This is a genomic window from Janthinobacterium sp. GW823-FHT06H09 (assembly GCF_058794735.1).
Genome location: NZ_JBXAHC010000004.1, coordinates 38,961 through 61,987, shown reverse-complemented (window position 1 = coordinate 61,987; position 23,027 = coordinate 38,961). Strand labels below are relative to the sequence as shown.

Sequence of the window (23,027 nt, the reverse complement as noted above, 5' to 3'; positions counted from 1 at the left end):
TCATCAAGTCGTCATCCCCGGCCTTTAATATGCAAATAACAAGTCTGAAATACTTTTGTTAATTGTGGCACGCCGGCCCATCATGCGGGACCGGCGTCACTTATTTACCGACCGGGATCCTCATGCACACCTCGTTTTCCCCCTTGCGCACGCCGCTGCGCCTGACCGTCCTGGCTACCCTGCTGGCCAGCCTGTCCGTGCCGGCCCTGGCTGCTTCCGATATCGTCATCAGCCAGGTGTATGGCGGTGGCGGCAACAACGGCGCGCTGTATCGCAACGATTTCATCGAGCTGTTCAACCGCGGCGCCAGCCCCGTGAACCTGAGCAACTGGAGCGTGCAATACGCGTCCGCCGCCGGTTCGAGCTGGGCCGTGACGGCCTTGCCGGCTATCGATTTGCAACCGGGCCAGTATTTGCTGGTCCAGCAAGCCAAGGGGACGGGCGGCACGCAGGACTTGCCCGCGCCGGATGCCTCGGGCAGCCTGGCCATGTCCGGTACGGCGGGCAAGGTGTTGCTGAGTAATAACAAGACGGCCCAGACGGGCACCAGCCCCACGGGCGCCGCCGTCGTCGACCTGGTCGGTTTCGGCACGGCCAACGGTTTTGAGGGCGCCGTCGCTCCCGCGCCATCGAATACCCTGTCGATCGCGCGCGCGAATGGCGGCTGCGGCGACACGGACGATAACAGCGCGGACTTCGCCGCCGGCAGCGTGACGCCGCGCAACACGGCTTTCGAGCGCCACGTCTGCGGCGGCCCCGTCGTGCACCAGATCATCACCAGCTGCCCGGCCAGCCTGGCGCTGGCGCTGGGCAATGGCGGCAGCGCCGTGCTGCGCGCGTCCGACGTGGATGGCGTGGTGAATGCTGCTATCTTGAGCTCGCCGGCCGTGGCCGGCATCAGCCTGGCCAACTTCAGCGCGGCCGGCGTGGCGGGCGAGAGCGCCAGCGTGAGCCTGCTGGTGGCCGCTGGCGTGCCGGTGGGCAATTATCCTGTCATCGTCCAGTTCGGCAACGACCAGCAGCAAAGCGCCAGCTGCAAGATCGACGTCGCCGTGCAAGGCCTGGCCGCCGTCAGCCATACGATCCCGCAAATCCAGGGCAGCGGTGCGGCCAGCCCCTACGCCAATTCCGTGCAGACGACCGAGGGCGTCGTCACCCTGAAAGTAGGTACCGGTTTCTTCATGCAGGACGCGGCCGGCGACGGCGACCCGTCTACGTCGGACGGCATCTTCGTGTACACGGGCGCGGCCGTTACCACCGTGCAGCCGGGCGAGCAGGTACGCGTGACGGGCACGGTGTTCGAATACACGCCGTCGGGTGCGAAAAATTCCTACACGGAATTGAAGGACGTGACGGCCATCCTCACGCAAAGCGCGGGCCACAGCATCGTGCCGAGCAACGTGACCTTGTCGAACGACAACCTGGCTGCCGTGGAAGGCATGCTGGTACGTTTCACGCAGCCGTTGACCGTGTCGCAAAACGCCTACCTGGGCGCGCGCGGCGAACTGACCCTGTCGGCGGGACGGCGCGAAGTGCCGACCAACCGCTATCCGGCAGGCTCCGCCGAAGCGCAAGCCTTGATCGCCGCCAATGCGAACAACCTGATCGTGCTCGATGATGGCATTTTCGTGGCGCCGCCGACGATACCGTATATCGGCCAGGACAACACCGTGCGCAGCGGCGACACGGTGGCCGACCTGACGGGCGTGGTAGATTTCGGTGCCATCGGCGGTGGCGGCGCCGCCTACAAATTGCAGCCCACGCAGACGCCGCAATTCTCGCGCGACAACCCGCGCACGGGCAGCCCGGAACTGCCATCAGGCAACGTCAAGGTGGCCAGCGCCAATGTGCTGAATTTCTTTACGACCTTTACCAATGGCAATAACGTGTTTGGCCAGACGGGGCAGGGCTGCACCGTGGGTGCATCGACCACCAAATCGAACTGCCGCGGCGCCGACAACCTGGCCGAGTTCGTGCGCCAGCGCGACAAGATCGTGGCCGAACTGAAAGCCATCGATGCGGACGTGGTGGGCTTGATGGAAATCCAGAACAATGGCGAAACGGCCGTCACTTACCTGGTCGAGCAGCTGAACGCTGCCATCGGCGGCGTCACCTACGCCGTGGTGCCGAAGCCGGCCGCCACGGGCACGGACGCCATCCGCGTGGCCATGATCTACAAGCCTGCCAAGCTGGGCCTGGTGGGCGGCGCCCTGTCGGACGCCAACGCCATCAACAACCGTCCGCCGATGGCGCAAACGTTCAAGGCCGCCAACGGCGAGAAATTCTCGCTGGTCGTCAACCACCTGAAATCGAAGGGCAGCTGCCCGTCGGGCGGGCTGGACGCGGACCAGAACGATAGCCAGAGCTGCTGGAACGCCACCCGCGTGCAGCAAGCGCAGCGGTTGGTGGGCAGCTTCGTGCCGCAGGTGGCAGCCGCCGCCGGCGACGCGGACGTGCTGGTCATCGGCGACTTGAATTCGTATGGCGCGGAAGATCCGATCCAGGTCATCACGGGCGCCGGATTCGTCAATGAACTCGAGCGTTTCGTGCGGCCGTCCGGCATGCCGTACTCGTACGTATTCGGCGGCCAGAGCGGCTACCTCGACCATGCCCTGGCCAGCGCTTCGCTGAGTCCGCAAGTGGCCGGCGTGGCCGAGTGGCATGTGAATGCGGACGAGCCGGAAGTGATCGACTACAACATCGACTCGGCCAAGCCGCAAGACCTGTACAACGCCTTGCCCTACCGCGCCTCGGACCACGACCCCGTCGTCATCAGCCTGGACTTGCAGCCCGCCTACCGCGACATCACGGCCGGCGTGGCGCAAGCCAGCTCGGGACTGACGTTCAACCGCGCGACGCAAAAGTACACGGGCACGTTCTCGTTCACCAACACGGGCGCGGCGGCCATCAGCGGCCCGTTCCAGGTGGTGTTCGGCGGCTTGCCGGCCGGCGTGACCCTGGCCAATGCCACGGGCAGCCATGCGGGCGCCGCCTATGTCACCGTCAACGCGGCCAGCCTGGCGCCGGGCGCGACGGCCTCGTTCGCCGTCAGTTTCACCAATCCGTCGAAAGTGACGATCAATTACTCGGCCAGCATCTTTGCCGGCAACTTCTAAGGATACGACCATGTTGACAGCAAAATTCAATCTCACCCTGCGCCGTGCCGTGCTGGCCGCCTTGCTCGCTGGCAGCAGCAGCCTGGCGCTGGCGGACCCGCTAGCCTACCGCGTGGAAATCGACACGAGCCAGTTCTCGGGCGCCGGTTTCCTCGACTTCGCCTTTATCGCCGGCAACAGCCCGGCGCCGGGCGCGACGGCCACCCTCAGCAATTTCTCGGGCGCGTTCGGCGCGCTGGCATCGCAGGAAGGCAACGTCAGCGGCAGCTTGCCGGGCACCTTGACCTTTGGCAATGGCGGCGCCTACAACGACTGGTTTCACAACGTGACCCTGGGCGGCAAGTTCGGTTTCAACGTCGTTTTCGGCGGCGACTTCCTGAACACGGCCGGCAACGCGGGCACGACGTTTGGCGTGGGCTTGCTCGACTACACCGGCACGTCCTACCTGGGCAATGCGAACGGCAACCTCGTGCAATTCGAATTGACGCCGCTCAATGGGGGCATTCCGGCCAGCATCGCCGGCAGCACGTATGCCAGCATCGCGTCGATCTCGGCCGTGCCGGAAGCGTCGGAGTGGATGATGCTGACGGGCGGCCTGGCACTGATCGGTTTTGCCTTGCGCCGCCGCCAGCCTGTCACGCGCGCCTAGTTTTTCCAGTCGGAACACAGCGCGCCTGCGGGCCGCTGTGCTTCGCCTATTTAGTCGCAATAGCTATAAATCAGGAAACTAAATTGTATTGGTCACCGTTTTACGCTTGATGCATAGTCAAAAACTTGTCGGGCCGTCTAGTTTTCATGGAGGGCCGCCAACTTTTTCGGAAGGATGCATCATGCGCCGTCATATTCTGCTGCTCGATCCCGCGCCCGCCATGCAAGCCTTGTTGCTGCATAACCTTGAAGGTGCCGGCTACCGGGTCAGCTGTGCCCCGGACGCGCGCGGCGCGCAGGCGCTGCTGGCGGTCGACCCGCCCGATGTGCTGCTGCTGGAATGGGAGTTGCCGGACGCGTCCGGCATCGCGCTGCTGCGCCAGGTGCGCCAGGATGGCCAGCTGTGCGACTTGCCCATCATCATGGTCAGCGCGCGCGACAGCGAACAGGACAAGGTGCTGGCGCTGGAAAGCGGCGCCGACGACTATTTGTGCAAGCCTTTCGGTCCCCGTGAAATGCTGGCCCGCGTGCACGCGCTGCTGCGCCGGCGCACCCCATCGGCCTGGCGCCCAGGCGCAAACACGGCCGGCGCCACCGTCTTGCGGCTCGACCCGCATACCCAGCGCGTGACGGCCGGCAGCGTGCCCGTCAGCCTGGGCCGCGTGGAATTCAAGCTGCTGCATTTCCTCATGGACCATCCCGGCAGGGTGCATAGCCGCGCGCACCTGCTGGACCAGGTGTGGGGCCATGCCGCGTATCTTGACGAACGCACGGTCGATGCCCACGTGGGGCGCTTGCGCCACGCGCTGCAGCCGGGCGGCTGCGGCCACCGCATCGAAACCGTGCGCGGCAGCGGCTACCGCTATCTGGCGTTTGATGCCGCCGTGTGCGCATGATGCTGCTGACGGGGCGGGAGCAGGAATACCTGCTGCACGCGATACTCGGCGCGCATGGCATCGCCGAGTCCGGCGATTTCTTTCTGTGGAGCCAGGGGCCGCTGCAAACGCTGTTGCCGCACGACCTATTAATCTGCGCGCAGCTGGGCGCCGACGGGGCCGTGCTGCGCAGCGAAGCCTGGCACAGCATCGTGCCCGATCACGCGCAGTTGCGCGAGCGCCAGGGCCAGCTGGCGCGCCTGGCGCTGGCCTGGCGCGCGGGCGGACAAAGGGCGGGCGTCATCGACGGTGTGCTGGTGCACGGCAGCGTGGGCGAGGGGGGCGGCAGCTTTTTTGCCCTGTTCGCCATGGGAACCGTGGACGCGGCACGCCAGGCGTATGCGCTGGAATTGCTGCTGCCCTACCTGCACCTGCACTGGCTGGCGCTGCCGGCCAGCCGGCGGGCGCCCCCGGCCGGTCCGGGCGCCACGCGCGCGGCCAGTGCGCGCGAGCTGGAAGTACTGCATTGGGTGCGCGAGGGGAAGAGCAATGACGAGGTGGGGCAAATCCTCGGCATCAGCGGCACCACCGTGAAAAGCCATTTGCAGCGCATCTATAAATTATTGCGCGTGAGCAACCGCACGCAAGCCGTCTCGCGCGGCATCGCGCTGCGCCTGCTCAGCCATTAACGCTGATCCTGTATTGTATTCTTGCCGTTGCCGCCGCCATCCTGCGTGTGTTCGATGCTGCCGGGCGACACCCGCGCCACGTCGGGGCTCGCTTGCAGGCGCGCCACTTCGTCCGCCGTCAGCATGGCGGCAAAGCCGTTGAAAGCCACCTTGTAGCGGTATTGCACCGGGGCGTCCGGTACCAGCGCCAGCACCGCGCGCTGCTGCGCTTCCAGCTGGGCCGTGTAGCGCCGCGCGGCGTCGCTGTTCGTATCGAGCCCATGTACGCCATCCGCCTGCGAGGCCAGCGGCGGGGCGCGCAATTGCACCAGATACGATAGCCGCGCCGCGGCGGCCTGCGCCGCGACAGGCAGCGCATGGACGCTGGCCATGCCGGCCAGGATGGCGATGCTGATGCGAAATGCGGACATGCAAGCTCCCTTGGCGCATGGCGCCCATGCGCCGATTGTACGCGCGTCGCGCAAAAAAAACGCGCCCCGCAGGGCGCGTTGTGTTACTGCCTGGAGCGATGCCGTTACAGCTTGGCATCCACCTTCACGTTGCGCTGGCTGGGGACGGCCAGCGGCAGCGGGTTGTTGGTCTCCACCGACAGCACGGTGGTGGACGCGGCCGCGTTGTTGCCATCGAGGAAGACTACGCCGCCCAGGTAGCGCTTGCCCGTTTCCAGGCCCGACCAGCTAACGCCGGCCGTGGCGCTGCCGCCCACGTACACCTTGCTGGGCAGGGTGGCTTTCAGGTTGCCGCCCTTGTCGGCTGTCGTGACGACGGCCGACGACAGGCCGAAGCCGGTCGACACGCCATTTGCCACTTCGTAGCCGATCACGCACACCTTGTAGCTGCCCGCCGCCGGGGTGGTCAAGGTAATAGACTCGTTCGAACCGGCCGTGGCCGAGGTGGCGACGGTTGCGCCGGTACTGTTGAGCAGCAGCAGGTCGAGGTCATTGCCGGCGCCCTCCGTGGTGTCGCGGTCGAAAATTTCGAAGCGCGCCACGACGGTGCTGGCGGGAATGCTGACATTGACCGCGCGCACGCCGCTGCCGCCCGCTTTGCACGCGGCAGCCATCTGTTCCAGCGTGTCGACGCTGCCCGGCGCGGCCTGGCTGATGGTTTGCTCGCTGCGCGCCACTTCCTTCAGGCCGCCCGTCGCCGCGCCCACCTTGCCGGCAAAGCCGGTGGACAGCGTCAGCGAACGCAGGCCGCTGACCTTGTCGGCCTGCAGCAATGCCGGCGACTGTACCGCGCGGCCCGAGCGCGCCGTGACGGGGCTGCGCACCGTGTGCACGCCGTCGCTCCACACGAGGGCGCCGTACTGCCAGGCATTGTCCGGCGCCGTGGTGCGCGTCAGGGTCACGGTGAAGGACTTGGTTTCGCCGGGCGCGAGCAGCAGGGTGGCAGGCGAAACCGCCACGCTGTAGCCGCTGACCGAGGCGCTGGCCGTGTAGGTGGCGCTGCTGCTGCCCACGTTGGTGACGCGGCGCGTCACCGTTTGCGTGCCCAGCACGTTGCCGATGGTGATGGACGGCATGTTCAGGTTGTAGCCGGCCAGGGTGCCGCCCGCGCATTCGGCCGTCATGCCGACGCCGCACATGTATTTCTTGTAGTCGGCCAGGCTGGCGTCATACACGAGGCCGGGATCGGTGGCCTTGTTCGGCGTCACGTGGCCGGCGCCCTGGCCCCAAGGCAGGATGCCGCGCGCGTCGCCCGCCTGAACGTCGGGCAGGGTGGTGCTGCCGGTCGTCATCAGGGCCGATTTGATGGCGGCCGGGCTCCAGTCCGGATGCTGCTGGCGCAGCAGGGCGGCCAGGCCGGCCACGTGCGGGCTGGCCATCGAAGTGCCTTGCAGGAAGATGTAGGCTTGCGGCGGCACCAGGCTGCCATCCTGCACGGCGTCGCGCTGGGCGCGCGACAGGGCAGGCGTGCCGCCGGCCAGGATGTCCACGCCAGGGGCCGTGACGTCCGGCTTGAGCAGGTTGGCGTCGTACAGGTTCGGGCCGCGTGACGAGAAGTCGGCCACCACGGGGGCGGCGGGGCCGTTGCCGTTGGTGACGAAACGCGAGATGGCGGCCGTGGCCGTGCCCGTTTGCGCCTGGGCATTGATCAGCGCGCCATCGGCGGCGCTCACGTGCACGGCCGGCAGCACGTGCGGGTCGGATACCAGACCGATGCCCGTGTCGACCAGCACCATGCCGGCGCCGCCCGCTTCGAGCACGGCGACGCCCTTGTCGGTACGCGCCGTGGTGCCGCGCAGGCAGCTGACGACCTTGCCGGCCACCTTGGCCGGGTCCAGCAGGGCCACGCCGCCGTTGTCGCCGGCGCGGTAGCACAGCGCCAGTTTTTGCGCATCGGCGCCGGGCAAGCCCGCATCCTGGGCGCGGATCAGGGTGGTGGCCGGCAGCGGGTTGTAGTTGAGCGAGGCGCCCGTGTAGCTGGCGCCGTTGCTGAGAGTCACTTTGGCCTGGTTGGCGCGGTTGTGCGTCGAAGCGGCCACGGTGGTGATCCATGGGCTGACGTGGGCCACGGTATTGGCTGGCCCCGCATTGCCGGCGGACGCGGCAACGAAGACGCCCGCGTTCGACGCGTGCAGGAACGCTTGCTCGACCGGGTCGTTGACGGTGCCGCCGCCGCTGATCGAGTAATTGATCACGTGTACGCCGTCCTGCACGGCTTTTTCGATCGCCGCCACGCTGTCGCCGCCGTAGCAGCCGTTTTTCGCGCCGGTCGGCTGGGTGGCCAGGTTGTAGGACCAGCACACCTTGTAGACGGACAGGCGGGCGCGCGGCGCCACGCCGGAAATGGCGCCCAGCGGCGAACCGCCGACGGTGACGGGCACGCCCGCATTGCCGCCCGCGGTGGATGAGGTATGCGTGCCGTGGCCGCCTTCGCCATTCGGGTCGCCGATGGAATCGCGCGGCGAGGTGTATTCGCTCCAGTGCTGGATTTTGTCCGTCTCGGTCAGGCGCACGGCGTTGAAATACTGCGCGCCGAGCAGCTTGTTGTTGCAATGGTCTTGCGTAAAGCCTTCGCCCGTCTGGCAGCTGCCTTTCCAGGCGGCCGGCGGAGCGCCGTAGGCCAGGGTGGCGTTCGGGTCGAAGGTCGGTGCGCCGTTGGCGTCGACCTTGTCCGCATACGACAGGTTTTCCGGCCACACGCCGCCATCGACGATGCCGATGATGATGTCTTCGCCCGCATGCTGCTTGCCGCCCAGCTGGCTCCACAGGCCGCCCGGCTGGTCCAGGCCCAGGAAGGTGGGCGTGTAGTTCGTCTGCAGGGCGCGCGGCTCGTCGGGGGCGATGCTGGCCACCTCGCCGCTCGCTTGCAGCTGGCGCACTTCGGCGTCCGTCAGCAGGGCGGAGAAACCGTTGAGGACGATCTTGTACTGGTATTGCACGGGCGCGGCGGCGACGAGGGCTTGTACCCGGGCCTGTTTCTGCTCAAGGTAGTCGCCGTACAGCTGCACTTGCGCGCTGGCCAGGTCGAGGCGGCCGCCGGCGGCAGGCTGGGTGGCGCTCAGGCCTTCCACCGAGCCGGTGTAGGAGGCGATCGGTTTGTCGGTCAACTGCACGATGTAGGGGCGGCGCAGGTCGTCGGCGTGGGCCTGGAAGCTGAGGCTGGCAAACAGGCTCAGCACGGCGAGCGAAATGGGACGCAAGGCGGGACGGAATGTCATGTCGGGTTTCCTGGTGACGGTAGCGGGAATCGAAAGGGATAAATCAGGCTTGCTGGCGGCGGCGCGCCGCGAAACCGATGCCTGCCAGGCCCAGCAGCATCATCGCGTAGGTCGATGGCTCCGGTACCGAGGCGACGATATTGTCGAGCGCAAACTGGCCCTTGTTGCTGTTGAAGGCGTTGCAACTGCCGGCTGTGTTGCAAGTGAAACCGAAGAAGGCCAGCGACGCGAACTGCTGGCTGCCGAAGTTGGCGCTGGTGTTGTAGCGCTGGAACTGGAAGTTGCCGCCGAGCGGGCCGCCCAGCTGGTACGTTTCATACATGTAAGAGCCGTCCGCATAGAAGCCTTGCACGCGCAGCAGGCCGGCCACGGCCGGATAGGTGACGCCCTGGGCATAGCCGATGAAGCTGGCATCGAAACCTTGCAGGCTGACGCTGCCGCCCGTCTTCAGCGGGTCCAGGTAGACGATGCCGTCGTTGAGGGCCGCATAGTAATTGCTCGTATTGTTGGTCGGGCACGCCATGCCGCAGGCGGCCGGGTCCGTGCCGTCGAAGACTGCGCCGACCAGGTCGCCATTACTGGCGCCGTCGGCATTTGAGAGGCCCGTCAGCAGGAAATTTTTGAATTCCAGCGAGTCGCCGTGGCCGACGAACTGGCTGTCGAGATTATCGAAGTTGATCACGTCCGCGACGGCGGCGGGAGCCCAGGCGGCGGACAGGGCCAGGATGGCGGCGCCGGTCCACTGCTTGGCCGAGAAAGGACTTGCTGCGGCAGTTGCCTTCGGATGCACAATACGAGTCATGAATTTTCCCTTGGTGATTATGTCGGATGCAATATGTTTTGCGTCTTGGATGCTGTCTTGGATGCTCTCTCCTGCGCGGCCGGATAGGATCAACGCGGACCCATGCGTAGAAAATTGATTTTTACTATAGCAAAAGAGGCAATTACATTGTTTGATATTCTTTCAAATTTAATTTGAAAGTTACAAATAATGAATGAATAAAATTCATCATTTACTATGGTTTGACAACCAAAAGTAGATAGTTTCCGCATTGAAAATAGTTGAATAATTGACTAGCCAGTCAGGCGCGCGCGGCGCCGTGGCCCTTTCGTACACACTGGATGGTTTCCGCAGGAATTTGTTGTTCACAGAGCAAAGAAAAGATTGTATTAACCATAACCGGCATGGTAGGCTGATAAGCATCAGGCAAGCGCGTGTCGCCCGTGCGTGGTCATCCGCCGCGCACAGCGACGCAATGTATTGAAGGTAGGCAATAAGGAGTTACCGGATGCATGCAGCACACAGGCAGAACCTTGCGGCAACGCGCCATGCGCGCGGCTTTACCTTGCTCGAACTGCTGGTGGTCATCGTGATCATCGGCTTGCTGGCCGCGTATGTCGGCCCCAAGTATTTCGCCCAGCTGGGCAAATCCGAAGTGACGGTGGCCAAGGCGCAGATCGAGGCGTTTGAAAAATCGCTCGACACCTACCGCCTCGACGTGGGCCGCTATCCGACCACGGAAGAAGGCCTGGCCGCGCTGCTGGCCGCGCCGCCCGCCGCCGGCACGCGCTGGAATGGCCCTTACCTGAAAAAAGCCGTGCCGCTCGACCCCTGGGGCCATGCGTATCAATACCGCGCGCCCGGCAGCAAGGGCGAGTACGACATCGTCTCGATGGGCAAGGATGGCCAGCCCGGCGGCAGCGGCGAAAACGCCGACATCAGCTCGCAATAACGCCAGCGCCATTCTTTTTCCTACGGACAAGCCATCATGCAGTTTGAAGTACGCGCGCTTTCCACGGACCAGGCCGTAGCTACCTTGCATACGTGCGTGATCGACGGCCGCGACGAGGCGGACGCGCGCCGCCAGGCCGAGGCGCGCGGCCTGTTCGTCAGCGCCATCCGCCCCGTGCGCGCCACGCCGTTCAGCGCGGCCGGGCGCCAGCGCGCGCGGGCCTTGCCCCTGCTGCTGTTCAGCCAGGAATTGCTGGCGCTGCTGCAAGCGGGCCTGGGCATCGTCGAAGCGCTGGAAGCCTTGCTGGAAAAGGAAGCGTCGCCGGCCACGCGCAGCGTGCTCACGCGTCTGCTGGAAGGCTTGCGCGAAGGCAAACGCTTTTCCGCCGTGCTGGCAGAGCAGGCCGAACTGTTTCCCCCCTTGTATATCGGCATCGTCAAGGCGGCCGAGGGCACGAGCGACTTGCCGCGCGCGCTGTCGCGCTACATCGACTACCAGCAGCGCATCGATACGGTGCGCAGTAAAATCGTCAGCGCCGCCATCTATCCGACTATTTTGCTGGCCGTGGGCGGCGGCGTCAGCGCCTTTCTGATCAGCTATGTGGTGCCCCGTTTCGCCGAGGTCTACCAGGGCGCCGGGCGCAATCTGCCGTGGATGTCGCAAGTGATGCTCAGCTGGGGGCAATTCGTCACGCAGCATGGCGTGCTGCTGTTGCTCGGGCTGCTGATCACCGGCAGCGGCGTGTTCACTGCCGTGCGGCGCGCGCTGCGCCATGGCGGCGTGGCGCGCCTGCTGGCGAAACTGCCCGGCATCGGCGAGCGCGTGCGCATCTATGAACTGTCGCGTCTGTACCTGACCCTGGGCATGCTGGCCGAAGGGGGCATTACCATCGTGCAGGCGATTGCCACCGTGCAAGCGATGGTCTCGCCGGGCATGCAGGCCTCCTTGCAAGGCGCGCGCGGCGCCATCGAGGCGGGCCAGTCGCTGTCGTCCGCGTTTGAGCAACATCAATTGACGACGCCGATTTCCCTGCGCATGCTGCGCGTGGGCGAGCGCACGGGCGACATGGGCCCCATGCTGACGCAGTCGGCCGCCTTTTATGACGGCGAAATCAGCCGCTGGATCGACCGGTTTACGCGCACCTTCGAACCCTTGCTGATGGCCGCCATCGGCCTGGTCGTGGGCGCCATCGTGATCCTGCTGTACATGCCCATCTTTGACCTTGCCGGCGATATTTCATGATGCAGAGCGCAGCCGAATCCACCGCGGCCATCGCGGCCATCGACCCCGCGCTGCTGCAGCGCGCGCGCATCCTGAGCCGGCAATCGAAGCGCAGCCTGGTCGAGGAATTGCAGGAGCTGAGCGGCATCGAGGCGCGCGCCGTGGTGCGCGCACTGGCGCGCCCGTTCGGCCTGGACGTGCTGGAAACGGCCGACATGCTGGCCTTGTCTCCCGCCTTCGATGTGCTGCCCCTGTCGCAGGCACTGGCGCGCCACAGCGTGCTGCTGCGCGCCGCCGACGGGCAGCTGCTGGGCGTGATCGCCGACCCCTTCGACCTCGACCTGCAAACCTGGCTCGGCGCGCGCGCGGGGCAGGGCGTGTTGGACGTGCGCCTGGCGCTGCAGGCCGACATCGGCGCCTACCTGTCGAAGCAGGAAGAATCGGCGCGCGCCGTCGACAGCCTGCTGCCCGGCGCGGCGAACGATGCGCGGCGTGACGGCAAGACGGCCGCCGTGCTGTCGTTCGCCAGCGTGTCGGAAGCGGCCAGCCCCGCCGTCAAGCTGGTCAACTCGACCCTGTATGACGCCCTGAAGGCGGGCGCCTCGGACATCCACCTGGAAAGCACGGCCGGCGGCCTGGCCGTCAAATACCGCGTCGACGGCGTGCTCGATCACGCCACGTCCGTCAACGGCATCGAAGTGGCCGAGCACATCATCTCGCGCCTGAAAGTGCTGGCCGAACTCGATATCGCCGAGCGCCGCGTGCCGCAGGACGGCAGCTTCCGCGTCGAGGCGGGCGGGCGCGAAATCGATTTGCGCGTCTCCATCATGCCCAGCATCCATGGCGAGGACGCCGTCATCCGCATCCTCGACAAGCGCGCCATGATCGAGGCCTACGGCGCGCTGACCCTGGAAGCGCTGGGCTTTGACGCGCCCTCGCTCGAAGCCCTGCGCGCGCTGGCCCAGGAAGCCTACGGCATGCTGCTCGTGACCGGTCCCACGGGCTCGGGCAAGACGACGACCCTGTACGCGGCGCTGACGGAAATCCATAACGGGCGCGAAAAGATCATCACCATCGAAGACCCCGTCGAATACCAGCTGCCCGGCATCCTGCAAATCCCCGTGAATGAAAAGAAGGGGCTGACCTTCGCCAAGGGATTGCGCTCGATCCTGCGCCACGACCCCGATAAAATCATGGTGGGCGAGATCCGCGACCGCGAGACGGCGGAAATCGCCGTGCAATCGGCCCTCACGGGCCATCTGGTGCTCACCACCGTGCATGCGAATAATGTGTTCGACGTTTTTGGCCGCTTTACGCACATGGGCATCGATCCGTATGCTTTCGTCTCGGCCCTGAACGGCATCTGGGCACAGCGCCTGATCCGCACCAACTGCCCCCATTGCGCCACCGACTACACGCCCGACGATGGAGAACTGGCCAGCGTGGGCCTGGCGCGCGCCGACGTGGCAGGCTATGAATTCAAGCAGGGCAAGGGCTGCGGCGACTGCCGCGGAACGGGCTACAAGGGACGCCGCTCGATCGCCGAGATTCTCGTGCTGACCGATGAAATCCGCGAACTGATCGTCGATAAAAAACCGATCCGCCAGATCAAGGCGGCCGCGTATGCGAACGGCACGCGCAGCCTGCGCCTGGCGGCGCTGGAACTGGTCAAGCGGGGCGCCACCACCATCACGGAAATCAAGAGGGTCACCCTGCATGCGTAGCGGTTTTGCGAAGTTGAGATTTGAGAGATTTGGACAGGCATTGCGCCTGGGCGTGGCGGCGGATGGCTTGAGCTTGTGGCGCGGCAGCCGCTGGCGCGCGCCCGCCTGGACGCCGTTGGGCGAAGCCGCGTATGTGCCGGACGCCGGTCAAGGCCTGCATGGCGATTTTTCCGCCCTGGGCCAGGCGCTGGCGCAGTTGCTGGAGCGGCTGCTGCCGACGGACCAATACGCGGGCTGGCCCTTGTCCGTGGTGCTCGACGACGCTTTGGCGCGCCTGTGGCAGGTGGACTTGCCGCAGGGCGCCGCGCGTCTGGCCGACATCGAGGCGGCCGCCGCGCTGCGCTTCCAGTCGCTGTATGGCGATGCGCCCGGCCTGTGGCACAGCAGCAGTGCCTGGGATGCGCGCGTGCCGTTTTTCTGCGCCGTGCCCCGTGCGCTGCTGGCGCAGCTGACGCGCGTGGCGGCCGACCGCAAGCTGGCTCTGATTTTTATTACGCCGCAATTCGCGCGCCACTGGAACCGCTGGCACGGCGCATTGAAACCGGGCGCCTGGTTCGGCCAGTTGCAGGAGAACGCCTTGACCCTGGGCGTGCGGCACGATGGCCGCCTGTGCGCCGTGCGCGCGCTGCCCGTGCCGGCTGGTGCCGGCAGGGACTGGCTGGTGCAGACGCTGGCGCGCGAGGCGCTGCTGCAAGGCGTGACCGCACCGGCGCTGCTGCAGCTGTGCGGCACGCCGCCGCCCGCATGGCTGACGCCGACACAAGAGTTCCACTGCCAGGTTTTTTCCACGCCGGACGGGGAAGGCGCTTTGTCGCCGGCCGCCCGGCTGGCCCACAGCGGAGGCGTGGCATGACGCGCCTCGATATCGATTTCGCGCCGCCTGGCTGGCGCCGCAGCCTGCACCGCGTGCCCGCCTGGGCATGGGGCACGGGGGCGCTGGGCATGGTGCTGGTCGTCACGGCGGCGTACAGCGGCAGCGCTGCGCTGCAGCGCCAGCAGCTGCGCGAGGGGCAGTTGCAGCGCGCGCAGCAACGCGTGCTGGCCGCCACGCTGGGCCCGGCGCCTGCGCCGCAAATGGCCATCGCACCGGCACAGGCGGCGGCCGTGAATGCGGCCATCCTGCAATTGAACCTGCCGTGGCGCGACCTGCAGGATGCGCTGGCCAGCGCCACGCCGCCCGCCATCGCGCTGCTGGCGCTGGAGCCGGACGCGCGCAAGCGCGTGCTGAAGATCACGGCCGAAACGACCGGCAGCGACGCCATGGTGGCCTATATCGCGCAATTGAAGCAGCAGGAGCTGTTCGGCTCCCGCGTGCAGCTGCTGCGCCATGAAATCAACGCGCTCGATCCAAACAAACCTTTGCGCTTCCAGCTTCAAGCGCAGTGGGGCACGCCATGACGGCCATCGATATCAATATCTTGCGCCTGCGCGCGCAATTGCTGCTGCGTCGCCTGGGCGTGCCCGCCTGCCTGGCCGTGCTTTTGCTCGCACTGGGGATCGCCGCCTGGGCGTGGGCCTGGCAGCAGCGCGCCGTGGCGGCGCTGCTGGAAGCGCGGCCCTTGCCGCAGCCGGCGCTGGCCGTGGCTGCTCTGGCGCCGCCGGCGACGGCCAGCGAGAACCTGGCCCGTTTTTATGCCGCGCTGGGGCCGCAGCGCCATGCGGAGCAGCAGGTCAAGCAGCTGTTCGACCTGGCCGCGAAAAACGGCTTGCTGCTGACGCAGGGCGAATACAAGAGCGGCTACGACAAGGCCAGCCGTGTCGCCACCTGGCAGGTGACCTTGCCGCTGAAGGGCAGTTATGCGGCCGTATGGCAGTTCGCGCTGCAAGCGCTGCGCGCCGTCCCCTTTGCCTCGCTCGACGAACTGAGTTTTCGCCGCGAGCAGATCGCCGATACGCAACTCGAGGCGCGCCTGCGCCTGACCTTTTATCTGACCGATACGCCTGGCGTTGCGGGAGAAACACCATGACCCCACGCCATTGGCTCATGCTGGCCGGCGTGCTGGGCGCGGGCGCCTTGCTGCTGTTCGGCGAGCGCCAGCCCGTGGCCGACGTGGCCGAGGCGGTGGAGCGGGCCGTCGCGCCCGCGCGTAAGCCGGCCGGCAAAGCGGAGGCAGCGCAGCCGGCCATCCTGGCCCTGCTGCCGCGCAGCGAAGTGGCGGGCGAGGATGGCGACACCTTTGGCGGCGCCGGCGCTGTCTTCCAGAGCCAGAACTGGAATCCGCCGCCGCCGAAAACGGCGGTGACGGCTGCGCCGCCGCCACCGCCGCCGACGGCGCCGCCGCTGCCCTTCGTCTACCTGGGCAAGGCGGCCGCCGACGGTGCCTGGGAAGTGTTTTTGTCGCGCGCCGACAAGACGTATATCGTGCGCGCCAATACCGTCATCGATGGCGCCTACAAGGTCGTGACGATCGCGCCACCCGTCATGACGCTCACCTATCTGCCGTTGAACCAGGTTCAGCAGCTCAACATTGGAGTACTCGAGTGATGTCTCGTTCCTTTTCACCGGCGCCTTTGCTGGCGTTGCTGGTGCTGCTGTCCGGCTGCGCGGGGCAGCAAGCTTACCGCGACGGGCGCGAGCTGATTGCGCAAGATCAGATCCCGGCCGGCCTGCAAAAACTGCAGGAGGCGCTGCAGCAGGACCCCGGCAACGCGCAATACCGCAGCGCGTATCTGCAGGCGCGCGAACGGGCCACCAGCAGCCGCTTGCAGCAGGCCGAGCGCCAGGCGCAGGCGGGACAGGGCGACCTGGCGCGCACCTCCTTCATGAGCGTGCTGGAAATCGATGCGCAGAACGAACGCGCCAGCAGCGGCTTGCGCGCGCTCGAACGCGAGCAGCGCCAGGGCAAGCTGCTGGCCGAAGCGCAGAAGGATCTTGACGCCAAGCGCTACGACCCCGCGCGCCAGCGCCTGAACGCCATCCTCACGGAGCAGCCGAATCACGCCGGCGCGCGCGCGCTGCTGCGCGAGGTCGATGAAAAAACGGCGCCGCCCGTGGTCGAATCGGGCCTGGCCAAATCGTACAAGCAGCCGATCACGATCGAGTTCCGCGACGCGCCGTTAAAACAGGTGTTCGAGCTGATCGCGCGCCGCTCGGGACTCAATTTCGTCTTCGACAAGGACGTCAAGGCGGACGCGAAAACCTCGATCTTCCTGAAAAACAGCACGGTGGAATCGGCCGTCTACTTCCTGCTGGTGACGAACCAGCTGGAGCAGCAGGTGATGGATGCGAACACGATTTTGATCTACCCGAACGTGGCGGCAAAATTGAAGGAGTACCAGGAAGTGCTGGTAAAGACCTTCTTCCTGGCGAACGCGGATGCCAAGCAGGTGGCCAACACGCTCAAGACCATTTTGAAGACGCGCGACGTGGTGGCCGATGAAAAGCTCAACCTCGTCATCGTGCGCGACACGCCCGAGGCGATCCGCCTGGCCGAGCGCCTGATCGCGCTGCAGGACGTGCCCGAAGCGGAAGTGGTGCTGGAACTGGAAATCCTCGAAGTCAAGCGCAGCCGCCTGATGGAACTGGGCGTGGCCTGGCCATCGAGCCTGACCCTGACGCCACTTTCCACCTCGGGCGGCGTGGGGCTGACCATCAACGACCTGAATAACCTGAACCAGCGCACCATCGGCGTGAGCGACCTGTCCGTGACGGCGAATGCCAAGAAGACGGATGGCGACGCGAATATCCTGGCCAATCCGCGCATCCGCGTGCGCAACCGGGAAAAGGCGAAGTTCGTCATCGGCGACAGGGTGCCCGTGGTAACCACCACGATTTCGCCGGGCACGGGCGGCTTCGCTTCCGAGTCGATCAGCTACCTGGACGTGGGCCTGACGGTGAACGCCGAGCCGACCATCTATTTGAATAATGAAGTGGGCATCCGCATTTCGCTCGAAGTGAGCAACCTGGGGGCGGCCACCACCACCCGCAGCGGCTCGACCCTGTATCAGATCGGCACGCGCCAGGCCTCGACCATGCTGCAACTGAAGGATGGCGAAAACCAGGTGCTGGCTGGCCTGATCAACAATGAGGAGCGCAGCTCGGGCAACAAGGTGCCGGGCCTGGGCGACATCCCCGTGCTGGGACGGCTGTTCGGCAGCAGCAAGGACGACAGCCAGAAGACGGAAATCGTGCTGTCGATCACGCCGCACCTGGTGCGCACCGTGCAGCGTCCGGAAGCGAAGGAATCGGAATTCTCGGCCGGCACGGAAGGCAGCTTCCGCCGCCGTCCCGACATGGCGGCCAAGGCGCCCACGCAGATGCCGGGCACGGTCATCGTGCGTTCCGGCCCGTCGGCCGTCGGCATGCAGCCGGCGCCGGCGCAGCCGATGATGACGCCGGGCCAGGTGCCATCGACCTTGCCGCAGAGCGTGGCGGCGCCGGAAGTGGCGCCGTCGCCCGAGCCGGCCGCGTCGCCTTTGCCGATATCGTCGGGCCAGCCCGTACCGCTGCAGGCGGCACCCTTGCCGCTGTCGTCGAGCCAGCCGGTGCCGGTGGTGCCGCCGCCCGCCAAATGAGCGTGACGCGCGCGCAGGGCGGATTCACCCTGATCGAACTGCTGGTGACCCTGGCCATCCTGGGCGTGCTGGCCACCCTGGTGATCCCGGTCACGCAGGTGACGATGCAGCGGCGCCAGGAGCAGGAATTGCGGCGCGCGCTGCGCGACATCCGCCAGGGGCTCGACGCCTATAAACGGGCTGGCGACGAGGGCCGCATCCTGCGCGCGCCCGACGCCAGCGGTTATCCGAAAAGCCTGGAACTGCTGGTCGAGGGCGTGCCGGACCAGCGCAACCCGAAGCACAGCAAACTGTTTTTCCTGCGCCGCGTGCCGCGCGACCCGTTCAACGGCGACGCTGGTCTGAGCGACGCGCAAACGTGGGGCAAGCGCAGCTACGCCAGCGAAGCGGCCGAGCCGCGCGAGGGCGACGATGTCTACGATGTGTATTGCACGTCCGGCAAGACGGGCTTGAACAACGTGCCTTACCGTCTATGGTGAACCATGCCCGCTGAAAACGCCCCACGCCGCAGGCGCGGCTTTACCCTGATCGAATTGCTGGTGGTGCTCGGCATCGTGGCGCTGCTGCTGACCCTGGCCGTGCCGCGCTACTTTCCCAGTCTCGACAAGGCGAAGGAAACCGTGCTGGCGGATAACTTGCGCAACCTGCGCACCACCATCGACCAGTTCCACGGCGATACGGGGCGCTACCCCGATTCGCTGGAGCAACTGGTGGACAAGAAATACCTGCGCGCCATGCCCATCGATCCCATCACGGAGAGCGACAGCAGCTGGCTGATCGTGCCGCCACCGGACGACACGCCGGGCCAGGTGTATGACGTGAAAAGCGGCGCGCCCGGCAAGGACCGCAGCGGCACGCCGTTCGCCGACTGGTAGCGGCCATGTACCGTTCTGCGCGCCGCCAGCGCGGTTTTACTTACCTGGGCCTGATCATTCTGGTGGCTATTCTGGGCCTGGTAGGGGCGGCCGGGCTGAAGATGGGCTCCTTGCTGCAGCGCCAGGCGGCCGAGCAGGAATTGCTCGATATCGGCGCGCAGTTTTCAGACGCCCTGTACAGTTATGCGGCGGCCACGCCGCCGGGCCAGCCGCAACAGCCGCCGACCCTGGCCGCCTTGCTGCGCGATCCCCGTACGCCCCAGCTGCGCCGGCACCTGCGCAAGTTGTTTGTCGATCCCATCACGGGCCGCGCCGAGTGGGGCTTGCTGTATCAGCCGGGCAGCAACGGCATCATCGGCGTGTACAGCCTGTCCCAGGCTGCGCCATTAAAGGTTGGCAACTTCGAGGCCCGGTTTGCCGGCTTCGAAGGCAAGGCGCATTTCTCGGAATGGCGCTTCATGGTCGATGCACGGGTGTCATCCGTGCCGTCTGCGGGACCGGCAGCTGTGCCAGCGAGTGATGAGGACGGCATCGCGCCCGCCTTGCCCGCGTCACCGTTGTTTTTTCGCCCTGTTACCCCACCGCAAGAACAAACGCCACCAGAGCCAAATGAACAGCTTGAACCGCAAAATTCCGCCGAAAACACTGCCGAATAGACGGTTTTACCTTAAAACATGGAAAAAATAAATGTATGCCTCGGTAACTATTTTTCCCTGGAAATTCATAGATGCCGGCAAATAGTTCATTTTGAAAATAGTTATCCTTGGTGAAACTTAGATAAAAAATTTATAAGTAATTCAATGCAATTATGTTACCATTCTGTTCAGTACTTCCGGTACTAATAAACTATTGGTGGCCTGCGCATTGCAGCCATAAATTACTTTTTAAGGGATAAGCTATGAAATTGAAATTTATCGCTGCAGGCATCATGGCAGCAGCATCGTTCAGCGCGTCGGCAGCAACCTACGACCTGGGCATTCTGGACCCAGCCGGTTCCGATACCCTGTCGGCTTTCACGACCAAGTTCGCGATCAATTCGCAGATCAATGATTCGTGGACCTTCCAGTTGCTGGCTCCATCGTCGACTTCGTTCGGTGCACTGCAAACGTTCTCCGTTGCTAACGGCGCGATCAAGGATTTCGCCGCTACCCTGGTCGGCTATGGCGACCTGGCCAAGAGCACGGCTAGCGGTATCCAGAATCTGAGCTGGGCAGGCGAATTGGCCGCTGGCACCTACACGGTGCAAGTCACGGGTCTGACCCTGGTGAAAAATGTTCAGTACGTAGGCACGGTGTCCGCCCTGCCAGTACCAGAACCAGAAACCTATGGCATGCTGCTGGGCGGCCTGGCATTGGTTGGCGCCGTGGCACGTCGCCGCGCCAAGAAAGCTGCTTAAGCTTACGCTGCAATGAAAAAAACCCGCTCCGGCGGGTTTTTTTTCGTCTGGATCATTTGTGCAAGGCATTACGCCGGCAACAACATCCTGCGCAATATGAGCAATCTGCGCAGGACCAGGTGCCAAGTCGAAGACAGTACGCCAGTACGGCGAGACGCCGGCATCAACGTCCTGCGCAATCGGGAAAAGCTGCGCAGGCCCAGGCGCCAAGTCGAAGACAGTACGCGAGTACGCGAGACGCCGGCATCAACGTCCTGCGCAATCTGGACAAGCTGCGCAGGACTAGGCGCCAAGTCGAAGACAGTACGCCAGTACGGCGAGACGCCGGCAACAACGTCCTGCGCAGCTTGTCACGCGTGGCGCTTGAAGTCGCGGAAGCGGAAGCCAACGAGGAACAAGGTGGCAAAGTACGCCACGCCGCACAGGGCCACCACCAGGGCCAGCGCACCGGCCCGCAGCAGCGGATGGGCTTGCATGGCGATCCAGTCGATGCGCATGGCGCCAGCATACGCCACGCCGCCCATCACGATGAGTGCCGGCAGCAGGCGCGCGAAGAATTTGGCCCAGCCCGGTTTCGGCTGGTAGATGCCGCGCTTGCGCAAGCCCCAGTACAGGAAACTGGCATTCAGGCAGGCGCCCAGGCCGATCGACAGGGCCAGGCCGGCCACGGCGATGTAGGGCACGAACAGCAGATTCATCAGCTGCGTGGCGATCAGCACGCCGATGGCGATTTTCACGGGCGTGCGGATGTCCTGGCGCGCATAGAAGGCGGGCGCCAGGGTTTTGACGAGGATGATGCCGATCAGGCCCAGGCTGTAGGCCACCAGCGGCTGCGTCGACATGGTGACGGATTCGGCCGTGAACTTGCCGTAGTGGAAGAGGGTGGCGATCAGCGGCGTGGCCAGGGTCGCCATGCCGACGGCGGCGGGCAGGGCCAGCAGGAAAGTCAAACGCAAGCCCCAGTCCAGCAAGGCCGAGTATTCCGTCTTGTCGCCGTCCACGTTCGCTTTCGACAGGCTGGGCAGCAAGATGGTGCCCAGGGCCACGCCCAGCATGGCGGTCGGGAACTCCATCAGGCGGTCCGCATACGACAGCCAGGAAATACTGCCTTCGGCCAGGCGCGAGGCGATGCTCGTGTTGATCATCAGGCTGATCTGCGCCGCAGACACGGCGAACACGGCCGGGCCCATCTTTTTCAGCACGCGGCGCACGCCGCCGTCGGACAGGCCGATGGCGGGATTGATCGACAGCCGCGGCAGCATGCCGATCTTGATCAGCGCGGGAATCTGGATGGCCACCTGCAGCAGGCCGCCGGCGAACACGGCGATGGCCATGGCGTAGATCGGCTGTTTCAAGTATGGCGCGAGGAACAGCGAGGCGGCGATGAAGGACAGGTTCAGCAGCACCGGCGTGAACGCGGGAATCTTGAATTCGCGCCAGGTATTCAAGATGCCGCCGGCCAGGGCCACGAACGACATGCAGGTAATATAAGGGAACATCAGCCGCGTCATCCACACGGCCGCGTCAAAAGCGCCCGGGTCCTTGGACAGGCCCGTGGCGATCACGTAGACGAACCACGGGGCGCCGACGATGCCGATGGCGGACACGAGCAGGGTGGCCCAGACGAGGGTCGTGGCCACATGGTCGGCCAATTGCTTGCTCGCTTCCTGGCCGTGCTGGTTCTTGTATTCAGACAAGATCGGCACGAACGCTTGCGAGAACGCCCCCTCGGCAAACAATCGGCGCAACAGGTTGGGGATGCGGAAGGCAACAATGAAAGCGTCCGTGTAGGCGCCGGCGCCAAAGGCGCGCGCGAACAGGCTTTCGCGCAATAATCCGGTTACACGGGACAGCATGGTCATGCTGGAAATGGCGGCGAGGGTTTTAAGCAAGTTCATGGGGGCAGATTATAGCCGGGCGCGGTACCGTTAAACGCTTAAAATATGGTAACAAACGCTGCCGATTAGCTGCGCATTCGCCCTTGCCAGCCCCATTTTCAGGTGTTTTTGGCGTGATACACGGTTTTTTGATTTGCCCCCGCTTGAAAATATCGCTATAATCGAAGGCTGTACAGAATTCTGTTACGCAGACACTAATGTTTGACAGGCACTGGTTTGGCACACATGGTTCGGCAGACGCACAGAACGCACCGGTTGGCAAACACTAATGTTTGCAAACGCACTTTGACCCTGTTTTAGGAAATTCCATGGCAAATACCGCACAAGCGCGCAAACGCGCTCGTCAAGCAGTTAAGCAAAACGCACACAATTCGTCCCAACGTTCGACCTTGCGCACGGCTATCAAAGCTGCTCGCAAAGCGATCCAGGGCGGCGACAAGGCAGCTGCTGCTGCAATCTTCCAGGCATCCGTGTCGACCATCGACCGTATCGCTGACAAGAAGATCATCCACAAAAACAAGGCAGCTCGCCATAAGAGCCGTCTGGCAGCTGCTTTGAAAGCACTGTCCGCTTAATATTCGCCAGCAGGCAAGCCACCACGGTGGCCTTGCCTGTGCCGGTACGCTGGCACTGGTTGAAAAGCAAAAACCCGCAGATTCATTCTGGCGGG

21 protein-coding genes are annotated in these 23,027 nt (G+C 65.0%); 17 read left to right on the top strand and 4 right to left on the bottom strand.

Features of this window, described 5'->3' with window-relative positions:
- Window positions 1-122: 122 nt before the first annotated feature.
- The 4 genes from AC1Q6X_RS07340 (at window position 123) to AC1Q6X_RS07325 (ending at window position 5,328) form a co-directional block, all read left to right on the top strand.
- A complete protein-coding gene (locus AC1Q6X_RS07340; RefSeq protein ID WP_492496129.1) occupies window positions 123-3,116 on the top strand; it encodes an ExeM/NucH family extracellular endonuclease in 2,994 nt (997 codons plus the stop codon).
- Between the two features lie 10 nt (window positions 3,117-3,126).
- Window positions 3,127-3,765, top strand: coding sequence for an NF038129 family PEP-CTERM protein (locus AC1Q6X_RS07335; protein ID WP_492496127.1), 639 nt, complete (start codon window positions 3,127-3,129; stop codon window positions 3,763-3,765).
- 181 nt (window positions 3,766-3,946) lie between these two features.
- Window positions 3,947-4,660, top strand: a complete 714-nt coding sequence (locus AC1Q6X_RS07330; RefSeq protein ID WP_492496125.1) for a winged helix-turn-helix domain-containing protein — start codon at window positions 3,947-3,949, stop codon at window positions 4,658-4,660.
- Complete coding sequence (locus tag AC1Q6X_RS07325; protein WP_492496123.1) at window positions 4,657-5,328, top strand: LuxR C-terminal-related transcriptional regulator; 672 nt, start codon at window positions 4,657-4,659, stop codon at window positions 5,326-5,328. Before AC1Q6X_RS07330 ends, AC1Q6X_RS07325 begins: the two co-directional genes overlap by 4 nt.
- Here the strand turns inward: AC1Q6X_RS07325 and AC1Q6X_RS07320 are convergent.
- The 3 genes from AC1Q6X_RS07320 to AC1Q6X_RS07310 form a co-directional block, all read right to left on the bottom strand.
- On the bottom strand, window positions 5,325-5,738 hold the full coding sequence (locus AC1Q6X_RS07320) for a protease inhibitor I9 family protein (RefSeq protein WP_492496121.1): 414 nt from the start codon (window positions 5,736-5,738) through the stop codon (window positions 5,325-5,327). The genes AC1Q6X_RS07325 and AC1Q6X_RS07320 overlap by 4 nt on opposite strands.
- A gap of 104 nt (window positions 5,739-5,842) precedes the next feature.
- Complete coding sequence (locus AC1Q6X_RS07315; protein WP_121668782.1) at window positions 5,843-8,995, bottom strand: S8 family peptidase; 3,153 nt, start codon at window positions 8,993-8,995, stop codon at window positions 5,843-5,845.
- Between the two features lie 43 nt (window positions 8,996-9,038).
- The gene (locus tag AC1Q6X_RS07310; RefSeq protein ID WP_492496119.1) at window positions 9,039-9,797 is read right to left on the bottom strand and encodes an NF038120 family PEP-CTERM protein; all 759 of its coding nucleotides are present in this window, start codon (window positions 9,795-9,797) and stop codon (window positions 9,039-9,041) included.
- 487 nt (window positions 9,798-10,284) lie between these two features.
- On the opposite strand from AC1Q6X_RS07310, the gene gspG reads away from it, so the two are divergent.
- The 12 genes from gspG to AC1Q6X_RS07250 all read left to right on the top strand — a co-directional run bounded on the left by gspG (window position 10,285) and on the right by AC1Q6X_RS07250 (window position 20,459).
- Window positions 10,285-10,728 (top strand): type II secretion system major pseudopilin GspG, encoded by a 444-nt coding sequence (gspG, locus tag AC1Q6X_RS07305; protein WP_034782166.1) that lies wholly within the window; start codon window positions 10,285-10,287, stop codon window positions 10,726-10,728.
- Between the two features lie 36 nt (window positions 10,729-10,764).
- A complete protein-coding gene (locus tag AC1Q6X_RS07300; RefSeq protein ID WP_492496117.1) occupies window positions 10,765-11,970 on the top strand; it encodes a type II secretion system F family protein in 1,206 nt (401 codons plus the stop codon).
- Window positions 11,967-13,673: a GspE/PulE family protein gene (locus AC1Q6X_RS07295; RefSeq protein WP_492496115.1), complete on the top strand. Its 1,707-nt coding sequence runs from the start codon at window positions 11,967-11,969 to the stop codon at window positions 13,671-13,673. Before AC1Q6X_RS07300 ends, AC1Q6X_RS07295 begins: the two co-directional genes overlap by 4 nt.
- Before the next feature lie 67 nt (window positions 13,674-13,740).
- The gene (locus AC1Q6X_RS07290) at window positions 13,741-14,526 is read left to right on the top strand and encodes a hypothetical protein (RefSeq protein ID WP_230504022.1); all 786 of its coding nucleotides are present in this window, start codon (window positions 13,741-13,743) and stop codon (window positions 14,524-14,526) included.
- Complete coding sequence (locus tag AC1Q6X_RS07285; protein WP_070289628.1) at window positions 14,523-15,071, top strand: ubiquitin family protein; 549 nt, start codon at window positions 14,523-14,525, stop codon at window positions 15,069-15,071. The genes AC1Q6X_RS07290 and AC1Q6X_RS07285 overlap by 4 nt, the downstream gene beginning before the upstream one ends.
- Window positions 15,068-15,640, top strand: a complete 573-nt coding sequence (locus tag AC1Q6X_RS07280) for a hypothetical protein (protein WP_492496112.1) — start codon at window positions 15,068-15,070, stop codon at window positions 15,638-15,640. The genes AC1Q6X_RS07285 and AC1Q6X_RS07280 overlap by 4 nt, the downstream gene beginning before the upstream one ends.
- Window positions 15,637-16,158, top strand: coding sequence for a hypothetical protein (locus AC1Q6X_RS07275; protein WP_492496110.1), 522 nt, complete (start codon window positions 15,637-15,639; stop codon window positions 16,156-16,158). Before AC1Q6X_RS07280 ends, AC1Q6X_RS07275 begins: the two co-directional genes overlap by 4 nt.
- Window positions 16,158-18,188 (top strand): secretin GspD/PilQ domain-containing protein, encoded by a 2,031-nt coding sequence (locus AC1Q6X_RS07270; protein WP_492419305.1) that lies wholly within the window; start codon window positions 16,158-16,160, stop codon window positions 18,186-18,188. Before AC1Q6X_RS07275 ends, AC1Q6X_RS07270 begins: the two co-directional genes overlap by 1 nt.
- Complete coding sequence (locus AC1Q6X_RS07265) at window positions 18,185-18,667, top strand: type II secretion system protein (RefSeq protein WP_492496108.1); 483 nt, start codon at window positions 18,185-18,187, stop codon at window positions 18,665-18,667. Before AC1Q6X_RS07270 ends, AC1Q6X_RS07265 begins: the two co-directional genes overlap by 4 nt.
- 3 nt (window positions 18,668-18,670) lie before the next feature.
- Window positions 18,671-19,063 carry a type II secretion system protein gene (locus AC1Q6X_RS07260; protein WP_492496106.1) on the top strand — a complete coding sequence of 131 codons (393 nt, stop codon included), beginning with the start codon at window positions 18,671-18,673 and terminating at the stop codon, window positions 19,061-19,063.
- Between the two features lie 5 nt (window positions 19,064-19,068).
- Entirely contained in the window at window positions 19,069-19,719 is a 651-nt protein-coding gene (locus tag AC1Q6X_RS07255; RefSeq protein ID WP_492496104.1) for a type II secretion system protein, read from the top strand.
- Between the two features lie 242 nt (window positions 19,720-19,961).
- Window positions 19,962-20,459 (top strand): FxDxF family PEP-CTERM protein, encoded by a 498-nt coding sequence (locus tag AC1Q6X_RS07250; protein WP_070221384.1) that lies wholly within the window; start codon window positions 19,962-19,964, stop codon window positions 20,457-20,459.
- Window positions 20,460-20,809: 350 nt separating this feature from the next.
- Here the strand turns inward: AC1Q6X_RS07250 and murJ are convergent, their stop codons facing one another.
- Entirely contained in the window at window positions 20,810-22,357 is a 1,548-nt protein-coding gene (gene murJ / locus AC1Q6X_RS07245; RefSeq protein ID WP_070290513.1) for a murein biosynthesis integral membrane protein MurJ, read from the bottom strand.
- 308 nt (window positions 22,358-22,665) lie between these two features.
- On the opposite strand from murJ, the gene rpsT reads away from it, so the two are divergent.
- On the top strand, window positions 22,666-22,932 hold the full coding sequence (gene rpsT, locus AC1Q6X_RS07240; protein WP_010395935.1) for a 30S ribosomal protein S20: 267 nt from the start codon (window positions 22,666-22,668) through the stop codon (window positions 22,930-22,932).
- Window positions 22,933-23,027 lie beyond the last annotated feature (95 nt).